Annotated in this window: 21 protein-coding genes; 7 read left to right on the top strand and 14 right to left on the bottom strand. The window is 71.0% G+C overall.

Annotation, left to right across the window (positions count from 1 at the left end; translation table 11 throughout):
- Position 1: 1 nt before the first annotated feature.
- From egtB to ACFSVL_RS45340, 3 genes are all read right to left on the bottom strand, one after another.
- Positions 2-1,351 (bottom strand): ergothioneine biosynthesis protein EgtB, encoded by a 1,350-nt coding sequence (gene egtB, locus ACFSVL_RS45350; RefSeq protein WP_378314172.1) that lies wholly within the window; start codon positions 1,349-1,351, stop codon positions 2-4.
- 62 nt (positions 1,352-1,413) lie between these two features.
- Positions 1,414-2,676, bottom strand: a complete 1,263-nt coding sequence (locus tag ACFSVL_RS45345) for a glutamate-cysteine ligase family protein (RefSeq protein ID WP_378314171.1) — start codon at positions 2,674-2,676, stop codon at positions 1,414-1,416.
- 189 nt (positions 2,677-2,865) lie between these two features.
- Positions 2,866-3,792 (bottom strand): LysR family transcriptional regulator, encoded by a 927-nt coding sequence (locus ACFSVL_RS45340; RefSeq protein WP_378314169.1) that lies wholly within the window; start codon positions 3,790-3,792, stop codon positions 2,866-2,868.
- A gap of 120 nt (positions 3,793-3,912) precedes the next feature.
- On the opposite strand from ACFSVL_RS45340, the gene ACFSVL_RS45335 reads away from it, so the two are divergent.
- Positions 3,913-5,112 carry a Glu/Leu/Phe/Val dehydrogenase dimerization domain-containing protein gene (locus ACFSVL_RS45335; RefSeq protein ID WP_378314167.1) on the top strand — a complete coding sequence of 400 codons (1,200 nt, stop codon included), beginning with the start codon at positions 3,913-3,915 and terminating at the stop codon, positions 5,110-5,112.
- 476 nt (positions 5,113-5,588) lie between these two features.
- On the opposite strand, the gene pip is transcribed toward ACFSVL_RS45335, so the two are convergent.
- From pip to ACFSVL_RS45315, 4 genes are read right to left on the bottom strand one after another with little or no spacing between them, the layout of a single operon-like run.
- A complete protein-coding gene (pip, locus tag ACFSVL_RS45330) occupies positions 5,589-6,524 on the bottom strand; it encodes a prolyl aminopeptidase (RefSeq protein ID WP_378314165.1) in 936 nt (311 codons plus the stop codon).
- Positions 6,525-6,534: 10 nt separating this feature from the next.
- On the bottom strand, positions 6,535-7,263 hold the full coding sequence (locus ACFSVL_RS45325) for an ESX secretion-associated protein EspG (RefSeq protein WP_378314209.1): 729 nt from the start codon (positions 7,261-7,263) through the stop codon (positions 6,535-6,537).
- Positions 7,264-7,287: 24 nt separating this feature from the next.
- Positions 7,288-8,073: a WXG100 family type VII secretion target gene (locus ACFSVL_RS45320; protein WP_378314163.1), complete on the bottom strand. Its 786-nt coding sequence runs from the start codon at positions 8,071-8,073 to the stop codon at positions 7,288-7,290.
- A 34-nt stretch (positions 8,074-8,107) separates the two neighbouring features.
- Positions 8,108-8,440: a hypothetical protein gene (locus ACFSVL_RS45315; protein ID WP_378314161.1), complete on the bottom strand. Its 333-nt coding sequence runs from the start codon at positions 8,438-8,440 to the stop codon at positions 8,108-8,110.
- A gap of 180 nt (positions 8,441-8,620) precedes the next feature.
- Between ACFSVL_RS45315 and ACFSVL_RS45310 the strand changes: the two genes are divergently transcribed.
- From ACFSVL_RS45310 to ACFSVL_RS45285, 6 genes are all read left to right on the top strand, one after another.
- Entirely contained in the window at positions 8,621-9,208 is a 588-nt protein-coding gene (locus ACFSVL_RS45310) for a TetR/AcrR family transcriptional regulator (RefSeq protein WP_378314160.1), read from the top strand.
- 31 nt (positions 9,209-9,239) lie between these two features.
- Positions 9,240-9,815: a TIGR03086 family metal-binding protein gene (locus ACFSVL_RS45305; RefSeq protein WP_378314158.1), complete on the top strand. Its 576-nt coding sequence runs from the start codon at positions 9,240-9,242 to the stop codon at positions 9,813-9,815.
- A gap of 306 nt (positions 9,816-10,121) precedes the next feature.
- Complete coding sequence (locus ACFSVL_RS45300) at positions 10,122-11,447, top strand: hemolysin family protein (RefSeq protein WP_378314157.1); 1,326 nt, start codon at positions 10,122-10,124, stop codon at positions 11,445-11,447.
- Positions 11,444-12,487 carry a hemolysin family protein gene (locus ACFSVL_RS45295; protein WP_378314155.1) on the top strand — a complete coding sequence of 348 codons (1,044 nt, stop codon included), beginning with the start codon at positions 11,444-11,446 and terminating at the stop codon, positions 12,485-12,487. The genes ACFSVL_RS45300 and ACFSVL_RS45295 overlap by 4 nt, the downstream gene beginning before the upstream one ends.
- A complete protein-coding gene (locus tag ACFSVL_RS45290) occupies positions 12,484-13,407 on the top strand; it encodes a 3-methyladenine DNA glycosylase (protein ID WP_378314153.1) in 924 nt (307 codons plus the stop codon). Before ACFSVL_RS45295 ends, ACFSVL_RS45290 begins: the two co-directional genes overlap by 4 nt.
- Before the next feature lie 89 nt (positions 13,408-13,496).
- Entirely contained in the window at positions 13,497-14,183 is a 687-nt protein-coding gene (locus ACFSVL_RS45285; protein ID WP_378314151.1) for a hypothetical protein, read from the top strand.
- A 191-nt stretch (positions 14,184-14,374) separates the two neighbouring features.
- On the opposite strand, the gene ACFSVL_RS45280 is transcribed toward ACFSVL_RS45285, so the two are convergent.
- From ACFSVL_RS45280 to ACFSVL_RS45250, 7 genes are all read right to left on the bottom strand, one after another.
- On the bottom strand, positions 14,375-15,163 hold the full coding sequence (locus ACFSVL_RS45280) for an aldo/keto reductase (protein ID WP_378314149.1): 789 nt from the start codon (positions 15,161-15,163) through the stop codon (positions 14,375-14,377).
- Between the two features lie 84 nt (positions 15,164-15,247).
- A complete protein-coding gene (locus ACFSVL_RS45275; protein ID WP_378314147.1) occupies positions 15,248-15,718 on the bottom strand; it encodes a hypothetical protein in 471 nt (156 codons plus the stop codon).
- A gap of 18 nt (positions 15,719-15,736) precedes the next feature.
- On the bottom strand, positions 15,737-18,160 hold the full coding sequence (locus ACFSVL_RS45270) for a GcvT family protein (protein ID WP_378314145.1): 2,424 nt from the start codon (positions 18,158-18,160) through the stop codon (positions 15,737-15,739).
- Positions 18,161-18,179: 19 nt separating this feature from the next.
- On the bottom strand, positions 18,180-19,025 hold the full coding sequence (gene purU / locus ACFSVL_RS45265) for a formyltetrahydrofolate deformylase (protein WP_378314144.1): 846 nt from the start codon (positions 19,023-19,025) through the stop codon (positions 18,180-18,182).
- Positions 19,022-19,573 carry a sarcosine oxidase subunit gamma gene (locus ACFSVL_RS45260; RefSeq protein WP_378314142.1) on the bottom strand — a complete coding sequence of 184 codons (552 nt, stop codon included), beginning with the start codon at positions 19,571-19,573 and terminating at the stop codon, positions 19,022-19,024. Before ACFSVL_RS45260 ends, purU begins: the two co-directional genes overlap by 4 nt.
- On the bottom strand, positions 19,563-22,316 hold the full coding sequence (locus ACFSVL_RS45255; RefSeq protein ID WP_378314140.1) for a 2Fe-2S iron-sulfur cluster-binding protein: 2,754 nt from the start codon (positions 22,314-22,316) through the stop codon (positions 19,563-19,565). Before ACFSVL_RS45255 ends, ACFSVL_RS45260 begins: the two co-directional genes overlap by 11 nt.
- A complete protein-coding gene (locus tag ACFSVL_RS45250; protein WP_009078042.1) occupies positions 22,313-22,591 on the bottom strand; it encodes a sarcosine oxidase subunit delta in 279 nt (92 codons plus the stop codon). Before ACFSVL_RS45250 ends, ACFSVL_RS45255 begins: the two co-directional genes overlap by 4 nt.
- Positions 22,592-22,599: the final 8 nt, after the last annotated feature.

Genomic DNA, 22,599 nt, shown 5'->3' with positions numbered 1-22,599 from the left:
GCTAGCCCGCCTCGCCCGGGCGCGGATCGCGCGCGCACCGGAAGCCGGAGAAGATCTGCCGCCGGATCGGGTAGTCCCAGTTGCGGAACGTGCCCCGGATCGCCGCCGCGTCGGTGCCGAACGACCCGCCGCGCAGGATCTTGTACTCCGGCCCGAAGAACACCTCCGAGTACTCCCGGTACGGGAACGGCGCGAAGCCGGGGTAGCCGTGGAAATCGGTGCTCGTCCACTCCCAGACGTCGCCGATCAACTGGTGCACGCCCAGCGGCGACGCCCCGGCCGGGTACGCGCCCGCCTCGGCCGCGCGCAGGTGGCGCTGCCCCAGGTTGGCGTGCTCGGCCGTCGGTTCCTCGTCGCCCCACGGGAATCGCCGCGACCGGCCGCTCGCCGGGTCGTGCCGGGCGGCCTTCTCCCACTCCGCCTCGGTGGGCAGCCGCTTGCCCGCCCAGCGCGCGTACGCGTCGGCCTCGTAATAGGAGACGTGCACGACCGGCTCGTTCTCCGGGACGCGCTCGCGCACGCCGAAGCGGACGCGCCACCAGCCGTCCGGTTCGCGGTGCCAGAACCGGGGCGCGGTGATGTCGTGCTCCTGGCGGTACGCCCAGCCGGGCTCGCTCCAGAACCGCCGGTCCTGGTAGCCGCCGGACTCCAGGAACTCGACATACGCCCCGCAGGTGACCGGGGCGGTGTCGAGGACGAAGGCGGGCACGTCGACCTCGTGCGCCGGGCGTTCGTTGTCCAGCGCCCACGGTTCGGCGGTGGTGCCCATGGTGAACCGGCCGCCGGGCACGAGCACCTCGGCGGGCAGCTTCCGGGCGGGCGCGCGCGGCGGCTCCGGCGCGTGCAGCACCGGTTCGCCCTTGCGCAGCTGGTGCGTGGCCAGCATGGTCTCGTCGTGCTGCTGCTCGTGCTGGGTGATCATGCCGAACGCGAACGCGCTCTCGGTGAGCCGCCGTCCGTCCAGCGGGGCGGTTTCCAGGACATCGAACGCCTTTTCGCGAACTTCCTTCACGTAGGCGCGGGCCTCGGCCGGGCCGAGCAGCGGCAGCGCCGGACGGTCCGCGCGGGCGTGCTGGAAGGCGTCGTAAAGGTCGTCGATGTCCGGCCGCAGCGGCTCCCGGCCGCCGACGTCGCGGACCAGCCACAGCTCTTCCTGGCTGCCGATGTGCGCGAGGTCCCACACCAGCGGCGACATCAGTTTCGAATGCTGCCGCACGAGGTCTTCGTCGTCGACCGCGTCGGTGAGGGCCACGCTGCGCTCGCGCGCCCGGGTGAGGGCGGCGGCCGCGTGCGCCCGCAGGTCCTGCGGGCTCAGCTCCAGCAACGGGTTCTGTTCGGGGATGGTGCTCATGGCTCCTGGCTCCTCGAGTCCGGTTCGCCGGGCGCCCGGCCCGGCGGTGATCTCGGTCCTGCTCATCGGTCCTGGCGCGGCACTCCGGCGGCCCGCGCCCGCAGCCGCGCGGCGAGCCCGGCGACGGTGTCGTCCGGGAGCCCGGTGGCGGGCAGCTCGGCGATGCCCAGCTCCACCAGCTCCCTGGCGGCCGCCGCCAGCTCCGCGTCGGCCATGCCGCACCGGGCGGCGTCGGCCCAGCGGTCCGCGACCGGCGCGCACCCCGCCCGCACCTTGTCCACAGTGGACTGATTCGCCAGCAGCGCGGTGACCAGCGCTACCGGCGGCAGCCATTCCCCCGGCGGCTGCCCGTCCAGGTACCTCAGCTCGAGGTAGCCCTGCGGCCGCACCGGGGTGAACATCGTGGTGAGGTGGTAGTCGAGGTCCGCCACCGTCGGGCGGCGCAGCATGGCGGCCGCGCCCCGGCCGGCGATCCAGTCGGCGAAGGTGAGCCCGTCGGGGGCATCCCACGGCAGTTCGCCGCGCGGGAACACCATCAGCGGGGTGTCCATCATCCGGCGGGCCCATTCGAGCGCCGGGTCCGCGCCGGGTTCGGGCGACTGGGTGCGCACCGGCTCGGTTTCCCGCACCGCGAGCCAGCGCGCCGACGCGAATCCGGTGTCCGCTCCGGCGTGCACGCGGGAATTCGCGAACAGCGCCAGCAGCGGCGGCCCCATCGCGTGCGCGGCCGCCCAGCGCGCGGCGGCCTCGTGCGCCTCGCCCGCGTCGACGCAGATCTGCAGGCCCGCGGTGCTGCACATCATGGTGATGCCGCCCGCCCCGATCGGGGCGAACCGGCGTTCCATGGCGGCGTAGCGGGGGGTGCGCAGAATGCGCCGGGGCGGACGGTGTTCGTCGATGCCCGCGGCCCCGAGTTCGAGGCCGTGGCGGGCGAGAAGACCGGTGAGATGAGCGAGATCGGCCTCGACAGCCGCGTGCAGCGCACGCAGCGAGGCCTGCGGCGGAGCGGAAATCTCCACCTGGCACCCGGGTTCCAGGCTCACCGGCGAACCGGCCGGGAGCGGGAGCGCGGGACTGTCGGGGCGCAGCGTCCGCGGGGTGTGCGGACCGAGCGCCGTGGCGAGAACGTCCGGGTCGAGCGGGCGGACCGGGTCGCCGGCGTGGTGCACGGTGAACTCCAGTTCCACCCCGAGCAGTCTCGGCGGGCCGTGCTTGAAACACACCGACGCTACGTACCGCTCTCCTTCCGCGCGGTCGGAGAGCACCCGCGCGGTCAGGTTCGCCGCACTCCCGGATCTGTCCGGAAAATCGTGCACTGCAGTCATCTGTAGCCGTCCACATCGGGAGGTCCGCGGGGCCGGACCTCGTCGCTTCGCGACGCTACACGCGGGGTCCGACAAAAACAGGGCCGCGAAGGCTCAGCGGCGATCGATAAGGATCCCGTAATCCATGTTGACCTGCGCGTTCACCGAACAGATCACCCTCGGCCCCGCTGCTCCATCCGGGGCGCCCCGTCACGGCAGCGCGGGTTCCGTGCCCAGCCCCAATTCGGCCGCGGCGTCCTGCACCGCGCCGACCACCAGGTGCAGCGCCGGACGCCGGATCTCGGTGCGGCGGTAGGCGATCGACACCGTCCGCAGCAGCGGCGGGGCGAGCGCGACGACGTCGATCCCCGGCGGGCGCAGCAGCCGCAGCCCGAGATCGGACACCAGGGTGACCCCGAGCCCGGCGCCCACCATCGCCATCGCGGTCGACTGCTCCTCGACCTCGTGATTGATTTTCGGCTGGAAACCGTGCCGCTGGCAGGCAATCCGGATCGCCCGGCCGAAATGGGACTTGGGGCTCGCCAGGATCCACGGATGCTCGGCCAGCGCGTCGAGCGGCACGGTGGCGGACGGCAGCGCGCCCGCCGGCACCGCCGCGTGCAGCCGCTCCACCGCGACGACCGCCCGTTCGAGCCCGTTGTCCCACTCCATCGGGGCATCGGAGTAGTCGATGACGAACGACAGGTCCAGCGTGCCGTCCCGGACGGCGTCCGCCGTCGCCTCCGGGGCGAGTTCCTTGGTCCGCACCTGAATTCCCGGGTAGTCGGCGGCCAGCGCGGTGAGCGCGGTGGGCAGCAAACCGGACGCGACCGACGCCCACACGCCCGCGGTGAGCCGCGCGGACATCGAGCCCTGTGCTTCCTCCAGCGCGAGCGTCGCGCGCTCGACCGAGCCCAGGATCTCCTCGGCGTGCTCGGTGAGCAGAATGCCGAGTTCGGTCAGCTGAACCCGGCGGCCGAGCCGCTCGAACAGCTTCGCGCCGACGTCGCGTTCCAGCTGCGCGAGTTGCTGCGACACCGCCGAAGCGGTGTAATGCAACGCCGCCGCGGCCGCGGTGACCGTTCCCCTGCGGCGCAGCTCGCGAAGCATCCTCAAGCGGTGCAACGAAAGCTCCATGTACGAACCCTAAACAACTTCGTCCAGATTCAGTAAATAGACGCGCGCCCCGAACGGGCAGCACCCTCGGAAGCAGGCGGCGAGACGCGCCGCCCGGGACTCGAGGAGGTGAGTGGCTCGATGGACACGCGGATCGCCGAACCGCTGATGAAGCTCACGTGGACGGACCCGGTCACGGGCGCGCGCGGCTACCTGGTCGTGCACAGCCTGGTTTCCGGCGTCGCCACGGGCGGAACGCGAATGCGCGCCGGCTGCACGGTCGACGAGGTCGCCGACCTCGCCCGCGGCATGGCGAACAAGACGGCCGCGTTCAACCTCCCGGTCGGCGGCGCGAAGGGCGGCATCGACTTCGACCCGAAGGACCCGCGCGCGACCGGCGTCCTCACCCGCTTCTGCGAGTTCCTGCGCCCGTGGCTGGACGCCAGCTGGGTGACCGCGGAGGACCTCGGTGTCCCCCAGCACCTCATCGACGAGGTTTTCGCGACGCTCGGTCTGGAGCAGTCGTACCACGCCGCGATCCGCCGCTCGGCCGATCCGGCGCGCACCCTCCGCCGCGTGCAGGCCGGGCTCAACGCCCCCGTCCCCGGCGGGCAGCTGCTCGGCGACGTCATCGGCGGCTACGGCGTGGCGCAGGCCTGCCTCGGCGCCGCGAACACGTGGGGCTGGGAGGTCCCCGAAACGACCGTCGCGATCCAGGGCATCGGCACCATGGGCGGCGGCGCAGCCTGGTACCTGCACGAAGCCGGAATGAAGGTCGTCGCGGTCGCGGACGCCGCAGGCACGCTGTACGACCCCGAAGGCCTGGACATCCCAGCGCTGCTGGACCTGCGCGACCGCTTCGGCGAGGTCGACCGGACCCGCCTGCCGGAAGGCGTCCAGTCCCTGCCGCGCGAAGCCGTCGTGTCCGCCGACGCCGACATCTTCGTACCCGCCGCGATTTCGTACGCCCTGCGGGTAGACAACGAAAACCTCGTCAAGGCGAAGGTCGTCGTAGAAGCAGCCAACGCGGCCACGACCCCGGAAGCTGAGGCGGCGCTGTCCGCACGCGGCGTCGCGGTGATCCCGGACTTCATCGCCAACGCCGGTGCCGCCGCCTGGGCTTGGTGGCTCCTTCTGGGTGAAGTCGGCGCAGACCCGGCTGACTCGTTCCTGCGACTGCGCAACGAAATGCAGGCAAAGGTCGCACTAGTCCTGGCCGAATGGCACCTGGACCGAGTCCCGCCACGCGTGACCGCCCTGCAGCAAGCCGAGGCGACGAGGGCAGCCCGCACCGCCGAATCCCTCAGCCCGCGCGGCGCCCCCGCACTCATGATCCCGTGATGGAGCCCGCTCCGCTCCGCCCACGCGGCGGTTTTCAAGTTCCGTGAGGGGAACCCAAGGGGAATCAGAGTCCCTCAGGGTTCCCCTCACGGACTTCTGCGATCCGTGAGGGGAACCCTTCACCGACCTAGATTCCAATGCCAGGGACTTAACCGGCAGCCTCAGCCTCCGACCGTCCATAAAGGACACCCACGTCAGCGATATGCCCGACCGATGCCCGCACGTCCGTTTCTTCAAGTCCGTGAAGGACTCCTTGAGGGAACCTGATTCCCTCAAGGAGTCCTTCACGGACCTTGGCCTGAACCACCGCCGACGCACCCACCGAACGAGGCACCCAGCCCCTCCCCCGCACCCCGATACGAAGCCTCCCTGCGGGCGGCGGGTGTTTGTCAAGGCATCTTTCCCGCCTTGACAAACACCCGCCGCCCGTCAGCACACTTGGGCTTCGGGGTGCCCCACGCAACCAAAGCCCCCGCTCACAAAGCGAACCGATCCGTAGCCGCAACCAACGCATCCTCCATCGAAGAAACCGCAGTAGTATGCCCAGCCCCACCCACCAAAACCAACTCCGCCCCCGGAATAGCCCGCTCCAGCAACCAAGGCGTCCCCACCAGATTCCCCAAATCCAGCACCCCCTGCACCAACACCACCGGAATCCCCGCCAACCGCCGAGCATCCCGCAAAATCCCCCCGTCCTCCAAAAAACACCCGCGCGAAAAATAATGCGTAACCAACCGCGCGAACCCCAACCGAAACCGAGGCTCCGCAAACCGAGGAGAAGGCGGCACCCCAGGCAACATCGCCTCCTCCCAAGCACACCACCCCCGAGCCGCAGCCTCATGCACCGCCGGATCCGGATCCACCAGCAACCGGCAGTAAGCCGCCGCCAAATCCCCTTCCCCCTCCGGCACCCCGTCCCGGAACCGCGCGAACGCCTCCGGAAACATCCCGCCCAGCCCGCCCGTCAACAGGTCAATCTCGACCTGCCGATCAGTAGCCAGCCCCATCATCACAATCTCGGAAACCCGCTCCGGATACCGCTCCGCATAAGCCAGCCCGAGCACACACCCCCACGACCCCCCGAACAACATCCACCGCGAAATCCCCAGCATCTCCCGCAGCAGTTCGAAATCAGCCATCAAATGCGCCGCCGTATTAGCCGCTAACGCATCAACGGTATCCCCGGCATGCGGCGTACTGCGCCCGCAACCCCGCTGATCCACCAAAACAACCCGGTACCGCGCCGGATCGAAGAACCGCCGCATCCCCTCGCTGCACCCCGACCCGGGCCCGCCGTGCAGCACCAGCACCGGTTTCCCGTCCGGATTCCCGCAGGTCTCCCAATACACCCGGTGCCCGTCGCCGACGTCGAGCAGCCCGCTGTCGTACGGCTCGATTTCCGGATAGCGCAACGCTTTCCCCTCAGTTCAGGGTGCGCTCCAGAGCCCGCAGCGCACCGCACAGCTCGGCCGGGCCGGCCGGCCCGATCCGGATTTCCGCGTCCGGCCCGGTCCCGACGGTGTAGCTGAGGTACCTGCCCCAGTCCGTGTCCGCGTAATGCAGGGGTTCTTCCAGCCGGACGTACCGGCCGACGTCGTCGCGTCGTCCCGCGTACAGCTCTCCGCTGCCGTGCACCGGACGCTGCACCAGGGTTAGCACGTCCGACAGCACCGGGTCCAACGGAAAAGCGTCCTCGCCGCGGCGGGCGGCTTCGGTGAGGTCCGCGACGCGCACGCTGCGGACGAACCCGCCGCCCGGGCCGACCGCGGGCAACTGGTCGACGAGCGTTTCCAGCACGCGTTCGCGGTCGATCTCCTGGACGCCGACCTGTTCGCCGTCGGACACCGCGAGCACCGCCTGCAGTCCGCTCGCCGCGGCGAGCACGCCGTACGTGCGATCGCCGGTCGCGACCCATCCGTAGTACTCGATTACCGGGCGCACGAGCAGCGGCAGCCAGTCGAGGAAGTCCACGGTGGCCCTGCCCCGCGAGTCGACCAGGCCGGCCAGCGCCAGCGCGTCGTCCACCCGTTTGGCCGCTTCGTCGTGCTCGGTTTCCGACAGCCACGCCGGATCGGGCCGCAGCGTCACGTGCAGCCGCCCCACCTGTTCGCGCTCGGCGAGCGCGGCGAGCGCTTCGACCGGGACATCCACCCGTCCCGCCGGATCGGCCACCGGCTACTCCTCCTCGTCGCCGAGAACCGGCTGGGCCGCCGAGCCGCCGGGACCGAACGCCCCTTCGGGATCGGCCTCGAGGAGATAGTCCGGCCGCCGGTGCAGCCCGTCGCCCGGACCGCCCTGCACTCCCGGGGCACCGCCGACCGCCGCGCCCGAGCCGCGCTGGGACGGTTCGCTCACCGCCGTCGGCAGCACCGCGGCCCCGGGGCCGTTCCGGTCGTGGCTCGCGGCGGCCTGCGTGGTCGTGCCGTCCGAAGTGGTCCGGCGGACCGGGGCGCCGTCCGGGACGACCGGGCCGTATTGCTTCGGCAGCACGCGTTTCGTGTTCGCGGTGACGCCGTGGTACTGCTCCATCACCCGGACGTTGTTCTCGTTCGCCCCGTGGAACCGGTCGATTCCGTCCTGAAAGGACACTGGCGCGGCCGACGCGGGCAGCACCGCCTGCAGCGGACCGGCCCACGGCTGCGGCCGCTCCGGGCGCGGCGGCACGTCGACGACCGCGTGCCGGGAGCTTTCGAAGCTGCTGGCCTGGGTGTCCATGGACGCGCTGGTGAGGTCGAGCGGATCGGCGGACTCCCGGAATCCCGCCTCGACCGGTCCCGCGCCCGCCTTGGCCGCGTCCGCGGTGTCGCCGGTCCACGAGCGCGCCATCCGCTCCTGCAGGTCCTTCACGCTCTGTGCGCGCTCCAGATAGGCCGCCGAAAGCTCCTGGACCTTCGCCGCCGCGGCGCGCAGCCCGGACGTGTCGCCGCCGCGGAAGTTGTCGAAGATCTGCTTGCCGTCCACCTGGTTCCCTTCGTGCGCAGCCGGGTCCGCCCGGCTACCGGCCGCCGCTGAGGCCGGCACCCGCCTGGTCCGCCTCGGCTGTCCGGTCCCGCGCGGTGCGCAGCTTGTCGAGGTATCCGGCGGCGTACCGGCGCAGCGCCTCGTTCTGCTCGCGCAGCGTGCGCAGGGATTCCGCGCCGGCGGCGGCGTACTCCGCGCTCGCCGGATCAGTGCCGGGAGCGGCGAAGACGGCGAGGATCTCGTCGATCGCGCGGCCGTCGGCGGTGATCTTGCCGAGCTGGTCCTCCCACAGCCGGATCACGGCGGTCAGCTCGGCCGCGTCCATGGCGAACCCGCCCCGCGCACGGCCCGACTCGCCGATGACCAAGGCCGCTCCCTTTCCGGTGCTCCACGTCCGTTCACGTCGTGATGTGCACAGCGTAGTCAACCGGCACGGTCGTGTCAGCCGAGAACCCGGCAGTGTGACGGCGCGCATTTCACCCGGCGGGATGTCACAGTACGTACGTACGGATTGCGAGAACCCGGTCCGCGATGTCAGGATTTCAGGATGCCACGGGTCAGCCAGGATCACCTCGACGCACGCCGGCGCCAGATCCTCGACGGCTCGCGCGTGTGTTTCGCACGCTACGGCTACGAGGGTGCCACGGTACGCCGCCTCGAAGAAGCTACCGGCCTCTCGCGCGGAGCCATCTTCCACCACTTCCGCGACAAGGAGTCGCTCTTCCTCGCCCTCGCCGAGGACGACGCGGTGCGGATGGCCGACGTCGTCGCCGAACAGGGCCTGGTCCAGGTCATGCGCGACCTGCTGGCCGGGAACAGCGAGCACCCGGCGGACTGGCTCGGCACCCGGCTGGAGGTGTCCCGGCGGCTGCGCACCGACCCGGAGTTCCGCGGCCGGTGGGCGGAACGCTCGCAGCAGCTGACCGAGGCCACCCGCGACCGCCTCGAATGGCAGCGCAAGGCCGGCAACCTGCGCGACGACGTCGACGTCAGCGTGCTGACCGCGTTCCTGGAGCTGGTCCTCGAAGGACTGGTCTCGCACCTCGCGATGGGCCTGCCCGGCGACGATCTCGGCCCGGTGCTGGACCTGGTCGAGGAGACCGTGCGGCGGCACCGGCCCGGCGCGCGGGCGTAGGGTCCGACGCGATCGGCCGGGTTCGTGTTCAATGTGCCCCGTGGATCTCCTCGCCGCCCACGGCAGCGCACTCGACGTGTTCGACGCGGCCGTGCGCGCGGCCGGGCCCGGAGACTGGTCGCGCGGCACGCCGTGCGCCGAGTGGTCGGTACGCGATCTGGTGAACCATCTGGCGGCCGAACAACTCTGGGTACCGCACTTGCTCGCCGGGGCGACGCTCGACGAGGTCGGCACCCGCTACGAGGGCGACGTCCTCGGCGACGACCCGCTCTCGGTGTGGGAGAAGTCTTCCGCCGCCGCCCGGGAAGCGTGGCTCGCGCCGGGCGCGCTGCGCCGCACCGTGCACGTGTCGTTCGGACTGGTGCCCGCCGAGGAATACGCCTGGCAGATGACGCTCGACCTCGCCGTGCACGGCTGGGACCTCGCCACGGCGCTGGGCAGGCCGAACCCGGTGCCGGACCGCCTCGCCGGGCGGCTGCTCGACGTGCTGCGCCCGATGATCGACGACTGGCAGGGGCTCGGCCTGTTCGACCCGCCGGTCGCGGCGGGCCGCAACGCCGCCGCGAAGGACCGGCTGGTCGCGCTGCTCGGCCGCCGTCCGCGCTGAACGCCACTGTGGACAAAGCCGATTCGGCTGTCCGTGAAGGGAACCCGGATAGCCGCTGAGTCCGTCGGGGTTCCCTTCACGGACGGCGGCGGGAGCGAAAAACCCGGGCCGGATTCGCGTCCTGTCGCGGCGCGGCCGCCCGGACCCGGTACGATTGTCGGCATCGTCGCAGTACAAACCAGTTTTGCCCGAGGAGTGACTTCCACCCGTGCGCGCTGCGCCATCGCCCGGTGACAGTACCGGGCCGGGTCTCCGACGACCCGGCTTCCCGTCCGCCGTCCGTTTCGCCGTCCCGGACGGTGCGGCATGATCCACGTCCTGCTTTCCGTGCTCGGCGTGCTGCTCTTCCTTCTTCTCACGATCGGCACCGGCCTCGCCGTGGCCGCCGAGTTCTCGCTGACCGCGCTCGAGCGCAGCACCGTCGACGCGGACGTCCGCCAGGTCGGTGACAAGCGTTCGCGCACCGTCCAGAAGGCGCACCGCACGCTGAGCTTCCAGCTGTCCGGCGCGCAGGTCGCGATCACGCTCACCACGCTGATCACCGGTTTCCTCGCCGAACCGCTCATCGGCGACCTGGTCCGCCCGCTGCTCGACGCGACCGGCCTCCCGGCTTCGGCGACGTCCGGGGTCTCGGTGGCGGTCGCGCTGGTGCTGGCCACGTTCCTGTCGATGATCCTCGGCGAGATGGTGCCGAAGAACATCGCGATCGCGCGGCCGCTGCCGACCGCGCGCGCGGTTTCCGGGTACCACGCCCGGTTCTCCGCGCTGTTCCGCTGGCTCATCACGCTGATGAACAACAGCGCCAACTTCCTCGTCCGCAAGTTCGGCATCGAGCCGCAGGAGGAGCTGCGCTCGGCGCGGTCGCCGCAGGAGCTGGGCTCGATCGTCCGCTCCAGCGCGGAAAGCGGGAAGCTCGACACGTCCACCGCGGAGCTGCTGGACCGCTCGCTGCGCTTCGGCGACCGCACCGCGGACGAGCTGATGACGCCGCGCGTGCAGGTCGAATCGCTCACCGTGGACGACACGATCGACGACCTCATCGACATCTCCCGGCGCACCGGGTTCTCGCGGTTCCCGGTCTACACCGAGGATCTCGACGACGTCCAGGGCGCGGTGCACGTCAAGCAGGCGTTCGCCGTCCCCGCCGCCGACCGCGCGACCACCCGGATCCGCTCGGCGATGCGGCCGGTGCCCACGGTGCCGGAATCGCTGCCCGGCGACGATCTGCTGAACCGGCTGCGCGATTCGCGCTACCAGCTCGCGATCGTGGTCGACGAGTACGGCGGCACCGCCGGGCTGGTCACGCTGGAGGACGTGGTCGAGGAGATCATCGGCGACGTCCGCGACGAGCACGACGACCGCGAGGCCCCGGCCGCGCAGCAGCTCGGCGCGGACCGCTGGCTCGTGTCCGGGCAGCTGCGCGCGGACGAGGTCCGCGACATCACCGGCTTCCGGATGCCCGAGGGCGACTACGAGACCATCGCCGGGCTGATCCTGGAACGGCTCGGCGCCATCCCGGCCGAGGGCGACGAGGTCGAGGTCGACGGCTGGCGGCTCGCGGTCACCAGCATGGACCGGCACCGCGTCGCCGAGGTCCAGGTCCGCCCGGCCGAACGCGAGGTGACCGCGTGAGCGACTGGCTGAACATCGCGCTCGTCGTGGTCCTGCTGCTGGCCAACGCGTTCTTCGTTGGCGCGGAATTCACCCTGATCTCCTCCCGGCGCGACCGGCTGGAAGCGTTGCTGGAGCAGGGGAAGACCCGCGCGCAGATCGTCATCAACGCGAGCAAGCACGTGTCGCAGATGCTCGCCGGGGCGCAGCTCGGGATCACCATCTGCTCGCTGCTGCTCGGCCGGCTCGGCGAGCCCGCGGTCGCGCACCGGCTGTCCGGGTTCTTCGACCTGCTCGGCCTTCCCGACCAGCTGCTGCACCCGATCTCGTTCGCGATCGCGCTGGCGTTCATCACGATGCTGCACGTGCTGATCGGCGAGATGGTGCCGAAGAACCTCGCGATCGCCGAGCCGGAGCGGCTGGCGCTGTGGCTCGTGCCGGTGCACGTGGCGTGGGTGAAGCTGGCGAACCCGGTCATCGCGTTCCTCAACTTCGTCGCGAATTCCTTGCTGCGCCTGATGAAGGTGGAGCCGAAGGACGAGCTGGAGACCGCTTACAGCTCCGACGAGCTGGCCGAGCTGCTCAGCGAATCGCGCCAGGAGGGGCTGCTCGACCAGTCCGAGCACCGGCGGCTTTCGCAGACGCTGTCGTCGGTCGCGAAGACGGTCGCCGACGTGCTGGTGCCCACTTCGGAACTCACCACGCTCCCCTGCGGGCCGACGCTCGGCGACGTCGAGCGCGCGGTGTCCACCACCGGGTTCTCGCGGTTCCCGGTGTGCACCGACGACGGTTCGCTCACCGGCTACATCCACGTGAAGGACGTCCTGGATCTTGTCGGCCAGGACCCGGCCACGGTGGTGCCGGACGACAAGACGCGGCCGCTCACCGAACTGCGCTCGGACGCCCGGCTGGACGTCGCGCTTTCGGCCATGCGCAAGGAAGGCAGCCACCTCGCGCGGGCGCTCGACGCTTCCGGCGCGGCCGTCGGCGTGGTGGCGCTGGAAGACCTTGTCGAGGAGTACGTGGGGACTGTCCGCGACGGCACCCACGTGGCGGCATGAGCGCGCCAGTTGTGCTCGCCGAGGCGGACTGGAAGGCCCGCGAAGCCGCGCACGTCGAGCGGATGCGCGCGTGGACCGGGCCGCACCAGGAACGCCGGGCGCGGGGCGAGAAACATCCCGTGCTGGACTTCCTGTTCACCTACTACTCGCACCGGCCCGGCCATCTCGAACGCTGGCAGCCGGGTCCGGGAGTGGCGCTCGCGGGCGCGTCCGCGCGGCGGTTTCTCGACCGTCCGGCCTACGTCGAGACCGAGGCGGGCGTCATGCTCGACCCGGCGGCCTTCACCGGCCGCCGGGCGCGCACCGCGGAGTTCGTGCTGAAGCTGCTGACGGCCACCGCGTCCCGGTCGCCGCGGCTGAGCTGCTTCGGGCTCCACGAATGGGCCATGGTCTACCGCGAGCCCGCGGACTCGGTGCGGCACGCGCAGGTCCCGCTGCGGCTCGGGTCGGCCGGGACCGACGCGGTCGTGGAATCGATGGACATCCGGTGCGGGCACTACGACGCGTTCCGGTTCTTCACCGATCCCGCGCGGCCGCGCAACACGCTCGCGCCGACCCGGGAATCCCAGGTTGAGCTGGAGCAGCCGGGCTGCCTGCACGCGAACATGGACCTGTTCAAATGGGCCTACAAGCTCGATCCGTTCGTGCCCGCCGAGCTGGTCGGAGACTGTTTCGCGCTCGCGGCGGACGTCCGTGAACTGGACATGCGGGCCAGCCCGTACGATTTGGCGGACTACGGCTACCGGCCAGTGCCGATCGAGACCGCCGAAGGGCGGGCCTCCTACGCGCGCGCTCAGGCCGGATTCGCCGAGCGGGCCGCGCCGCTGCGGGCCCGCCTGATCGGCCTCTGCCGCGACCTGCTCGCCGGTCCGGCCCCCGTGCCGAAGCCGCCCGGTCGGCGGGCCGACCACCCTGCGTAACAGTATTCACTGCAGGTCGCTGGCCTGATAGAGTGATAACGGTTTGGTTGCATGACAGAGCGTGTTGTGCACATCACGAAAGGACAACGATGGGGCGTCACAACCTGCCCGAGGAGCCGGTGCCGCACCCCCTCGATCCGCCGAAGCGGTCCCCCGGCCGCAGCGAGACGACCGGATCGCACCGGATCGTCGCCAAGAAGGCTCCGCGCAGGCGGATCGCGAAGTGGCCTCTCGTGGCACTCGGGCTCGTCGTGCTGGCGACGCTCGGGGTGGTCGGCTGGAACTGGGCCGACAGCGTGCTCAACAACCGCGCCGAAGCGCAGGCCGCGAGCTGCAACGGCGGCCGCACCGACATCCGGATCGTGGTGACCCCGCAGATCGCCAAGCCGGTCGAGGCCGCGGCGACGCGCTGGAACCAGGACCTGACGCAGGTGCACGGCAGCTGCGTGCACGTGGCGGTGCAGAGCAAGCCCGCCCCCGACGTGCTGAACGCGCTCACCGGCAAGTCCTCGCTCGACGCCATCGGCGGCCTGCCGGACGGCTGGATCCCGGAATCGTCGTACTGGGTCACGCAGCTGTCGAAGGCCAAGCCGGACGTCATCGGCTCGCCCCCGATGCCGATCGGCTCGGGCCCGCCGGCGGACTACCCGTTCGTCGGGCTGTCCGGCGCGTCGATCGACGAGACCCAGCAGCGCGGCACGCAGAGCTTCCGCGCGTTCCTCAAGGAACCGGCCCAGCTGGCCGACTTCGCGGCGGCGGGGATCCGGGCGGCTTGATCCTGGCCTCTCGTGAGTGGTGGGCCGGTTAGAACCGGCGTGCGCGCTCACGAGCTTCACGGCCGCAGCGGGGGCCTTTCGCGCGCGCCGACGGGTGACAGCGCATCGGTCCCGCGCCGACGGGGGTCGTGAGTGGCAATCGCGGTTCTAACCGGGATTGCCACTCACGACCCCCGTCCAGGCGCTAGCGCTCACGAGTCGAGTTCGGCCAGGGCCAGCAGGTCGTCTTCGGCCAGCTCGAAGTCGAAGACCTCGGTGTTCTCGCGGATCCGCGACGGGGTCGCCGACTTCGGGATCGCGATGATGCCCTGCTGCAGGTGCCAGCGCAGGACGAGCTGGGCGGGCGTCTTGCCGTACTTCGCGGCCAGTGCGGTGATCACCTGGTCGTTCAGGTTCCGGCCGCGGGCCAGCGGGCTCCAGGCCTCGGTCGCGATGCCGTGCTCGGCGTGGAACTCGCGCAGCGGGGCCTGCTGCTGCCACGGGTGCAGTTCGACCTGGTTGACCACCGGCACCACGTCGGTCTCGTCCAGCAGGCGGCGCAGGTGGTCGATGCCGAAGTTCGAGACGCCGATCGCCCGGACGCGGCCCTCGTTCAGCAGCAATTCCAGGGCGCGCCAGGTTTCGACGTAGCGGTCCAGCTCCGGTTTCGGCCAGTGGATCAGGTACAAATCCACCGGGCCGAGTCCGAGAGCCTCGGCGCTGCGGTCGAAGGCGCGCAGGGTGTTGTCGTAGCCGTGGTCGGTGTTCCAGACCTTCGTGGTGACGAAGACGTCCTCGCGCGGCAGCCCGGACTCGCGCACGGCGGTGCCGACCTCGGCCTCGTTGCCGTACATCGCGGCGGTGTCGATGCTGCGGTATCCGGCTTCGAACGCCGTCGCGACGACCTTCGCGACTTGGTCGGGCCGGACCTGGTACATGCCGAGTCCGAGCTGCGGGATGGTGACCGAGTTGTTCAGCGTGAGCAGGGGCGGCACAGCCATGCGGCGATCCTCACTGCGGTGTCCGGGGAACGGGTGTCGGTGAAGAACACCGCAGATCTTGCCAGTCCCGGCCCGCCGCCGCTGTCACACCCCGCTGTGCACGCCCGAACGGACCGCCTCCGTCACCCGTCCGGCCCGTTCGGCTACCGCGTCCGCGCCGGCCGCGAAACCGTTTCGCGCTTCGACCGCGACGCGGGCCGTCAGCGCGGAGGAACGGGCTATTTCCGCCGCCGCGCACACGTCCGGCAGCGCCGAAGGGTCCACAGTGGACAGCAGGCGTTCCGCCAATCGGACCACGTCCGCCGCGGCGGCGACCACGTCCGCGGCGGGTTGTGCGCGGTCGGGGACGTCGTGGGTGACGGCGTGGGCGTCGATCTCGGCCAGCCGCAACGCTTGCCGTGTCAGGTGGTCCGCCTCGGCGTCGCCGCCGGCTGACCGGCTCAGCAGCGCGGCGGCTTGTGCGAGCGCGAGGGCCGCGACGGTCGCCCCGGCCGGAGCCGGGATCGCGGGCCGGGCGAGGGTGTTCAGGAAATCGCTCACGATCTGGTCCCGCATGACGGGTCTCCTTCTCACTCAGCGCCGGATGCGCTCCATCCCGGGGTCTACCAGCGGTTCCGCGGCCACGGTCGCGGGCACGCGCCGTCCGAAGTACTCGATCTCCACCGTGGCGCCGATCTCCACGGAGCCCGGCAGCCAGCCGTACGCGATGGGGCGGCCGATCGTGTAGCCGTAGGCGGCGCTCGTGACGTAGCCCGCCGCGACGCCGTCTACGAACACCGGCTCCTTGCCCAGTACGACGGTCCGGCCGTCGTTCACGGTGAGGCAGCGCAGCCGTCGGGCGGCGGTGTCCTCGCTGCGGCCGTCGATCGCGTCGCGGCCGACGAAGTCGCCCTTCGCCGGGCGCACCGCGAAACCGACGCCGGCCTCGTACGGGTCGTGTTCGGTGGTCATATCGGTGCCCCACAGCCGGTAGCCCTTCTCCAGGCGGAGGCTGTTGAACGCGCCCCGCCCAGCGGCGATGACGCCCAACGGCTGACCGGCGCGCCACAGTGCGTCCCACAGACGCTGGCCGTTGTCCGCGGAGGTGTAGATCTCCCAGCCGAGTTCGCCCACATAGGACAGTCGCAGGATGGTCACCGGGACTCCGGCGATCCGGGCCCGGCGGCCGCGGAAGTACTTGAGTCCGGTGTGCGAAAGGTCTTCCGCCGACAGGGGTTGCACCAGGTCGCGGGCGAGCGGGCCCCACACGCCGACGCAGCAGGTGCCGCCTGTGGTGTCCGCGACCCGAACGCCTTCGGGGGCGCGGCTGCGCAGGTACGCGACGTCGATGTTGCCGTTGATGCCGACCTGGAACAGCTCCGGTTCCAGCCGTGCCACGGTGATGTCGCTGCGGACACCGCCGGCGTCGTCGAGCATCAGCGTGTAGGTGACGGAGCCGACCGACTTCGCCAGCTGGTTCGTCGTGAGCCCCTGCAGGAACTCCAGCGAGCCCGGGCCGCTGACCTCGACGCGCTTGAGCGGGGTCATGTCGTACAGCGCGACGCGGTTTCGGGTGTGCCAGGCCTCCGCTGCGACGATCGGCGAGTGGAACTGGCTGGCCCAGGCGTCGCGCGCGGGCGGGAGGAAGTCGTGCGGCAGGTCCTTCAGCAGATGAGCGTTGGACTCGAACCAGTGCGGCCGTTCCCAGCCGCCCGCTTCCAGGAATACCGCGCCCAGCTCGCGCTGGCGGGCGTGGAACGGGCTCACCCGCAGGTCGCGCGGCGAAAGCCGGGGCTGCAGCGGGTGCAGGACGTCGTAGATCTCCACGAAGTTCTGCTGCGCGGTCTCGCGGACGTACTCCGGGGCCAGCTGGACGTCCTCGAAGCGGTGCACGTCCAGTTCGTGCAGGTCGGTCTCGGCGCGACCGTCCACAATGGATTCCGCGACCGCCTTCGCGATGCCCGCGGAATGCGTGACCCAGATGGCCTCGGCGATCCAGAATCCGCGGACGTCGCTCGATTCGCCCACGAGCGAGCCGCCGTCCGGGGTGAAGGAGAAGATGCCGTTGAAGCCCTCCTCCGCCTTCGTCTGGCCGAGCGCGGGCAACAGGAGCTTACTTTCCTCCCACGACGGCGCGAAATCGTCCTCGGTGAACGGCAGCATCGACGGCATCGCGGACGCGGTAACCTCGCCGGGTTCGGCGAATTTGTCCACCGGCATCGGGCGGTGCGCGTACGAGCCGATGCCGAGCCGGTCGCCGTGCTGGCGGAAGTAGAGGTCCTGGTCCTGGTGGCGCAGGATCGGCAGCGCGGGAGTCGCCGGATCGGCTCCGGCGAGTTCGGCGAGCTGGCCGGTTTTCGCGTATTGGTGCGCCAGCGGCAACAACGGCACGGTCATGCCGACCATCTCGCCGATCTCCCGGCCCCAGAATCCGGCGCAGGACACCACGATGTCGGCCGGGATCACGCCGTCGGCCGTCTCGACGCCGGTGACGTGCCCGTGCGCCTGCTCGATGCCGGTCACCCGGGTGGAGCCGACGAACTGCGCGCCGCGTGAGGTGGCCCGGGTGATCAGCTCCGACACCGCGCGCGAGGCGACGGCGAGGCCGTCGGTCGGGACGTAGAGCGCGCCGAAGATCTGGTCCTGGTCGAGCATCGGCCAGCGGCGGACGCATTCGTCCGGGTCGATCAGGTGCGCTTCGACGCCCCACGACGTCGCCCAGCCGTGCTTGCGTTTCAGGTCCGCCCAGCGGGCTGCGGTGCTGGCCACCTCCATGCCGCCGACCTGGTGGAAACAGCCGAGGTCGAGCAGCTTGCGGACGGTGTAGCCGGCGAATTCGGTCATCGCCTTCGACGGGTTGGTCTGGAACACCAGACCCGGCGCGTGCGACGTCGAGCCGCCGGTCAGCGGCAGCGGGCCCTGGTCGAGCACGGTGACGTCGGTCCAGCCGCGCAGGGTCAGCTCGTCGGCGAGGTTCGCGCCCACGATTCCGGCGCCGATGATCACGACACGGGTCATGAGAACTCCCTGGGATAGGTCAGCGGAAGACGACGGTCCGGGTGCCGTTGAGCAGGACGCGCCGTTCGCAGTGCCAGCGCACCGCGCGGGACAGCGCCAGCGCTTCGGCGTCGCGGCCGACGGTCGCGAGCGCGCGCGGCGAGTGCGAGTGGTCGACCCGCTGCACCTCTTGCTCGATGATCGGGCCCTCGTCGAGTTCGGGGGTCACGTAGTGCGCGGTCGCGCCGACGTACTTCACGCCCCGGTCGTAGGCCTGCGCGTACGGTTTCGCGCCCTTGAAGCCGGGCAGGAACGAGTGGTGGATGTTGATCGCGCGGCCCTGCAGCTTCTGGCACAGCTCGTCGGACAGCACCTGCATGTAGCGGGCCAGCACGACGAGGTCGATGTCGTGCTCCCGCACCAGGTCGAGCAGCCGCTGTTCAGCTTCCGGTTTGGTCGCGGGCGTCACCGGGATGTGCTCGAACGGCAGCCCGGCGGCCTCGGCCATCGGGCGGAGGTCCTCGTGATTGGACGCCACGAGCGCGATTTCCGCGCCGAGTGCGCCCGCGCGCCAGCGGAAGAGGAGGTCGTTGAGGCAGTGCCCGGCCTTCGACACCATGACCAGCAGGCGGTCCGGGGTGCGGTCGGAGAACCGGTACCGCATGGCGTAATCGCGGGCGACGAGGTCGAACTCGCGGGTGAGATCGTCCACTGTGGCCGGTCCGGCGCAGGTGAATTCGGTGCGCAGGAAGAGTTCTCCGTGGACGTCGTCGTCGAACTGCTGGTGCTCGACGATGTCGCAGCCGTTCCCGACCAGGAACGTCGTCACGGCGTGCACGATCCCGGAGCGCTCGGGGCAGTGCAGGGTGAGGGTGAACTGGGTCAAGACTCCTCCTCTCGGTATTCGAGCGCCGCGTCGGCGAGCCAGGCGGCGAAGTAGGGGGCGAACGACTGGCGCACGAGGACGGTGAACTCCCCCGCTTCCCGTGCCAGCAGGATGATTCCAGTGCGGGCCAGCAAGGTCTGGACGCAGGTGCCCGGCAGGGCGGCTTTCGGGTGGAGGTCGATCGCGCAGCCGTGTGCCAGGACGTCGCGGGCCGCCGCTCCGGCCAGCCGCACCGTGGTGCGCTGTGCGGACACGTCGGTGACCGCGCCGACGGTGATCGCGTCTCGTAGTGCGGCTTCGGTGCCTTCGGGTGCGCCGAGGACGAGGTACTCGTCGGGGCCGAGCCACAGGATGTCGCCGATGCCGGTGGTGAACCGGCACGGTTCCGGCAGCGCGACGCCGAGGACTGCTGCGGCGGCGTCGTGGCCTTCGCGGATGCGGACGTTGAGCTGCGAGACGAACGGGCGTTCTTCAGCGCGCACCGCGGGTGCGCAGCTGGCGAGCAAGCCCGCGTGCTCCGCGAGCGGAGACAGGGTTTCAGCCGTCACGACGGGTCCCCTCCTTGTCGTAGAGCACGGATTCGGTCACCGTCACCGGCACCACCTCGTCGCCGACCGGGACGTACAGCGTCTCCCCGATCCGTTCCCCGCCGGAGCGGACGAGCGCGAGCGCGAAGGTGCGGTCCAGCGCGGCGCTCGGGTAGCTGGAGGTGACGTGGCCGAGCATCCGCACCGGCGGCCGCGGTACGTGCGCGGTCTCGATGACCTGCGCGCCCTCCGGCAGCAGCACGGTGGGATCGACCGGCAGCAGGCCGACGAACTGCTTGCGGTCCGGCCGCAGATTTTCCGCCCGCGAGAACGACCGTTTGCCGATGAAGTCGACCTTCTTTTTGGACACCGCCCAGCTCATGCCGAGGTCTTGCGGAGTGACCGTGCCGTCGGTGTCCTGGCCGATGATCGGGTAGCCCTTCTCCGCGCGCAGGACGTGCATGGTTTCGGTGCCGTACGGCGTGATTCCCTGCTCCGCCAACGCTTTCCAGAGCGCGAGGCCGTACCAGGACGGGACGTTGATCTCGTACGCCAGCTCGCCGGAGAAGCTGATCCGGCACACCCGCGCGGCGATCCCGGCGACCTCGGCGTCGCGCCAGGTCATGAAGCCGAAGGCGCTGACGTCCAGCTCCGGCGCGAGCCCGGCCAGCACCTCGCGCGAACGCGGGCCGACGAGCGCCACGGTGGCCCAGTGCTCGGTGACCGAGGTGGCGAACACGCGCAGGTGCGGCCACTCGGTTTGCAGCCACTCCTCCATCCAGTCCAGCACAATCGCGGCGTTGCCGGTGGTCGTGGTGACGAGGAAGCGGTCCTCGGCGACGCGGATGACAGTGCCGTCGTCGATGACCATGCCGTCGACGCCGCACATCACGCCGTAGCGGATGCGGCCGACTTTGAGCGTGCTCATCAGGTTCGTGTAGAGCATGTCGAGGAACTCGGCGGCGTCCGGGCCCTGGACGTCGATCTTGCCGAGGGTGGAACCGTCCATCATGGCCACGTCGGTGCGCGCGGCGAGGCATTCGCGCCGGACCGCGGCGTGCAGGTCTTCGCCGGGCTGTGGGTAGTACCACGGGCGCTTCCACTGGCCGACGTTCTCGAACTCCGCGTCGTGCTCGACGTGCCAGGAATGCAGGGCGGTGACGCGGATCGGATCGTGCAGCTCGCCGCGGTTCCGTCCGGCCAGCGCGGCGAAGGCGACCGGCGTGTACGGCGGGCGGTAGGTGGTCGGGCGGCGGTCTGCGAGGTCGACGCCGAGGGCTTCGGCGGTGATCCCGGCGGCGAGCATGCCGGAGGTTTTGCCCTGGTCGTGCGCGGTGCCGATGGTGGTGTAGCGCTTCACGTGCTCCAGCGAACGGAGGCCCGCGCCGGTCGCGCGGAGGACGTCGGACACGGTGGCGTCGCGCTGCAGGTCCACGAAACGGGTGTCCACTTCGGACTCTGGGCCGGGGATCTGCCATTCGACCGCGGAGGCCAGTTCGCGCGGTCGTGCGTCGGAGACCGGGATCTCCCCTGGCGTTTTCGCCACAGCGGCGCGGCCTTCCCGGACGCAACCGGCGAAGTCGAAGGTGCCGTTCGCGCTGCCTGCCACCCGCGCGGCCGGGAGGTCTCCGTCGGGGAGGTACGCGCCGAGGGCGGGTTCGTAGCGCAAGGCGCCGCGCAGCTGGCTGAACAGGTGCACCGCAGGGGTCCAGCCGCCCGAGACCAGGAGCGTGTCGCACGGGATCAGGTCCCCGGCGACGCGCACGCCGGTGACGCGTTCGGTGCCTTCGGTGCCGGTCACCGCAGTGCCGGTGCGGACTTCGATCCCCCGTTCCGCGCAGGCGGCGGCCCAGTTTTCCGGGGCGGCTGCGCGGACGTCGGCCACCAGCGGGACCTCGACCCCGGCGTCGGCGAGGTCGATCGCGGTGGCGTAGGCGGAGTCGTCCATGGTGAACACCACGGCGCGGCGGCCGGGCAGGACGCCGTACCGGTGCAGGTAAGTCCGTGCGGCGCCGGCGAGGAGGATGCCGGGACGGTCGTTGTCCGGGAACACGATCGGGCGTTCGTGCGCGCCGGTCGCGAACACGGTCCGCGCCGCGCGGATCCGCCACACGCGCTGCCGGGCCGCACCGGAGGTCCGGTTTTGCACGGCGAGGACGAAACCGTCGTCGTAGGCGCCGAACGCGGTGGTCCGGTCGAGGACGTGCACGTCCGGGGTCGCGCGGAGTTCGTCGGCGATCGCGCGGGCCCATTCGACGGCGGGCTTGAGGTCCACGTACTCGTTCGAGCCGAGCAGCGAACCGCCGGGCTCCGGCTGGTCGTCCACCAGCACGACCCGCGCTCCCGTCTGCGCGGCCGTGCGAGCGGCGACCAGGCCAGCCGGTCCCACGCCGACTACCAGCACGTCGCAGTGCAGGTGTTTCGCGTCGTACCGCGCCGGGTCCGGTTCGGCCGCCAGCCGGCCTTGCCCGGACAGGCTGCGCGCGACCAGGCCGTCGAACAGCTCGACGGTGGTGGCGGTCTGCATGGGTTCGGGGAACGGCTTTTCCAGCTGCACCACCGCGTTCGGCTCTTCGACGCCCGCCGCCATGATGCCGCGCGGGCGGCCGAGCTTGACGCTCCTGGCCACCTGGTGCACGCCGTTGGCCAGCAGCGCGGAGGCGAGCGTGTCGCCGGGGTGCCCGGTAAGGACGCGGCCGTCGAAGGTGAAGTGGAGGAGGGTGTCGCGGTCGAGGTGACCGCCGCTGGGGAGGCGGAAGGTCATGGGATCACCGGCCGGGGTTCGTCGAGGCGGTAGACCGCCGCGAGTTCGTGGGTGCGGGTGTCGCGGACGGCGTTGAACCAGCGGCGGCAACCCGCGCTGTGCGTCCAGCGCTCGGCCAGCGGGCCGCTCGGGTTGGCGCGGAAGAAGACGTACTTCGCCCACTCCTCGTCGGACAGTGCCGCCGGGTCCTGCGGGTACGCGACGTGGGCTTGGCCGCCGTAGTGGAATTCGGTCTCCTCGCGGGGACCGCACCAGGGGCACGGGATGAGCTGCACAGTGGGCT

The sequence above is a fragment of the Amycolatopsis silviterrae genome (genome assembly GCF_042684085.1).
Classification (GTDB): Bacteria; Actinomycetota; Actinomycetes; order Mycobacteriales; family Pseudonocardiaceae; genus Amycolatopsis; species Amycolatopsis silviterrae.
The sequence above is the reverse complement of the archived record's forward strand: the minus strand, read 5'-3'. Positions and strand labels throughout refer to the sequence as shown.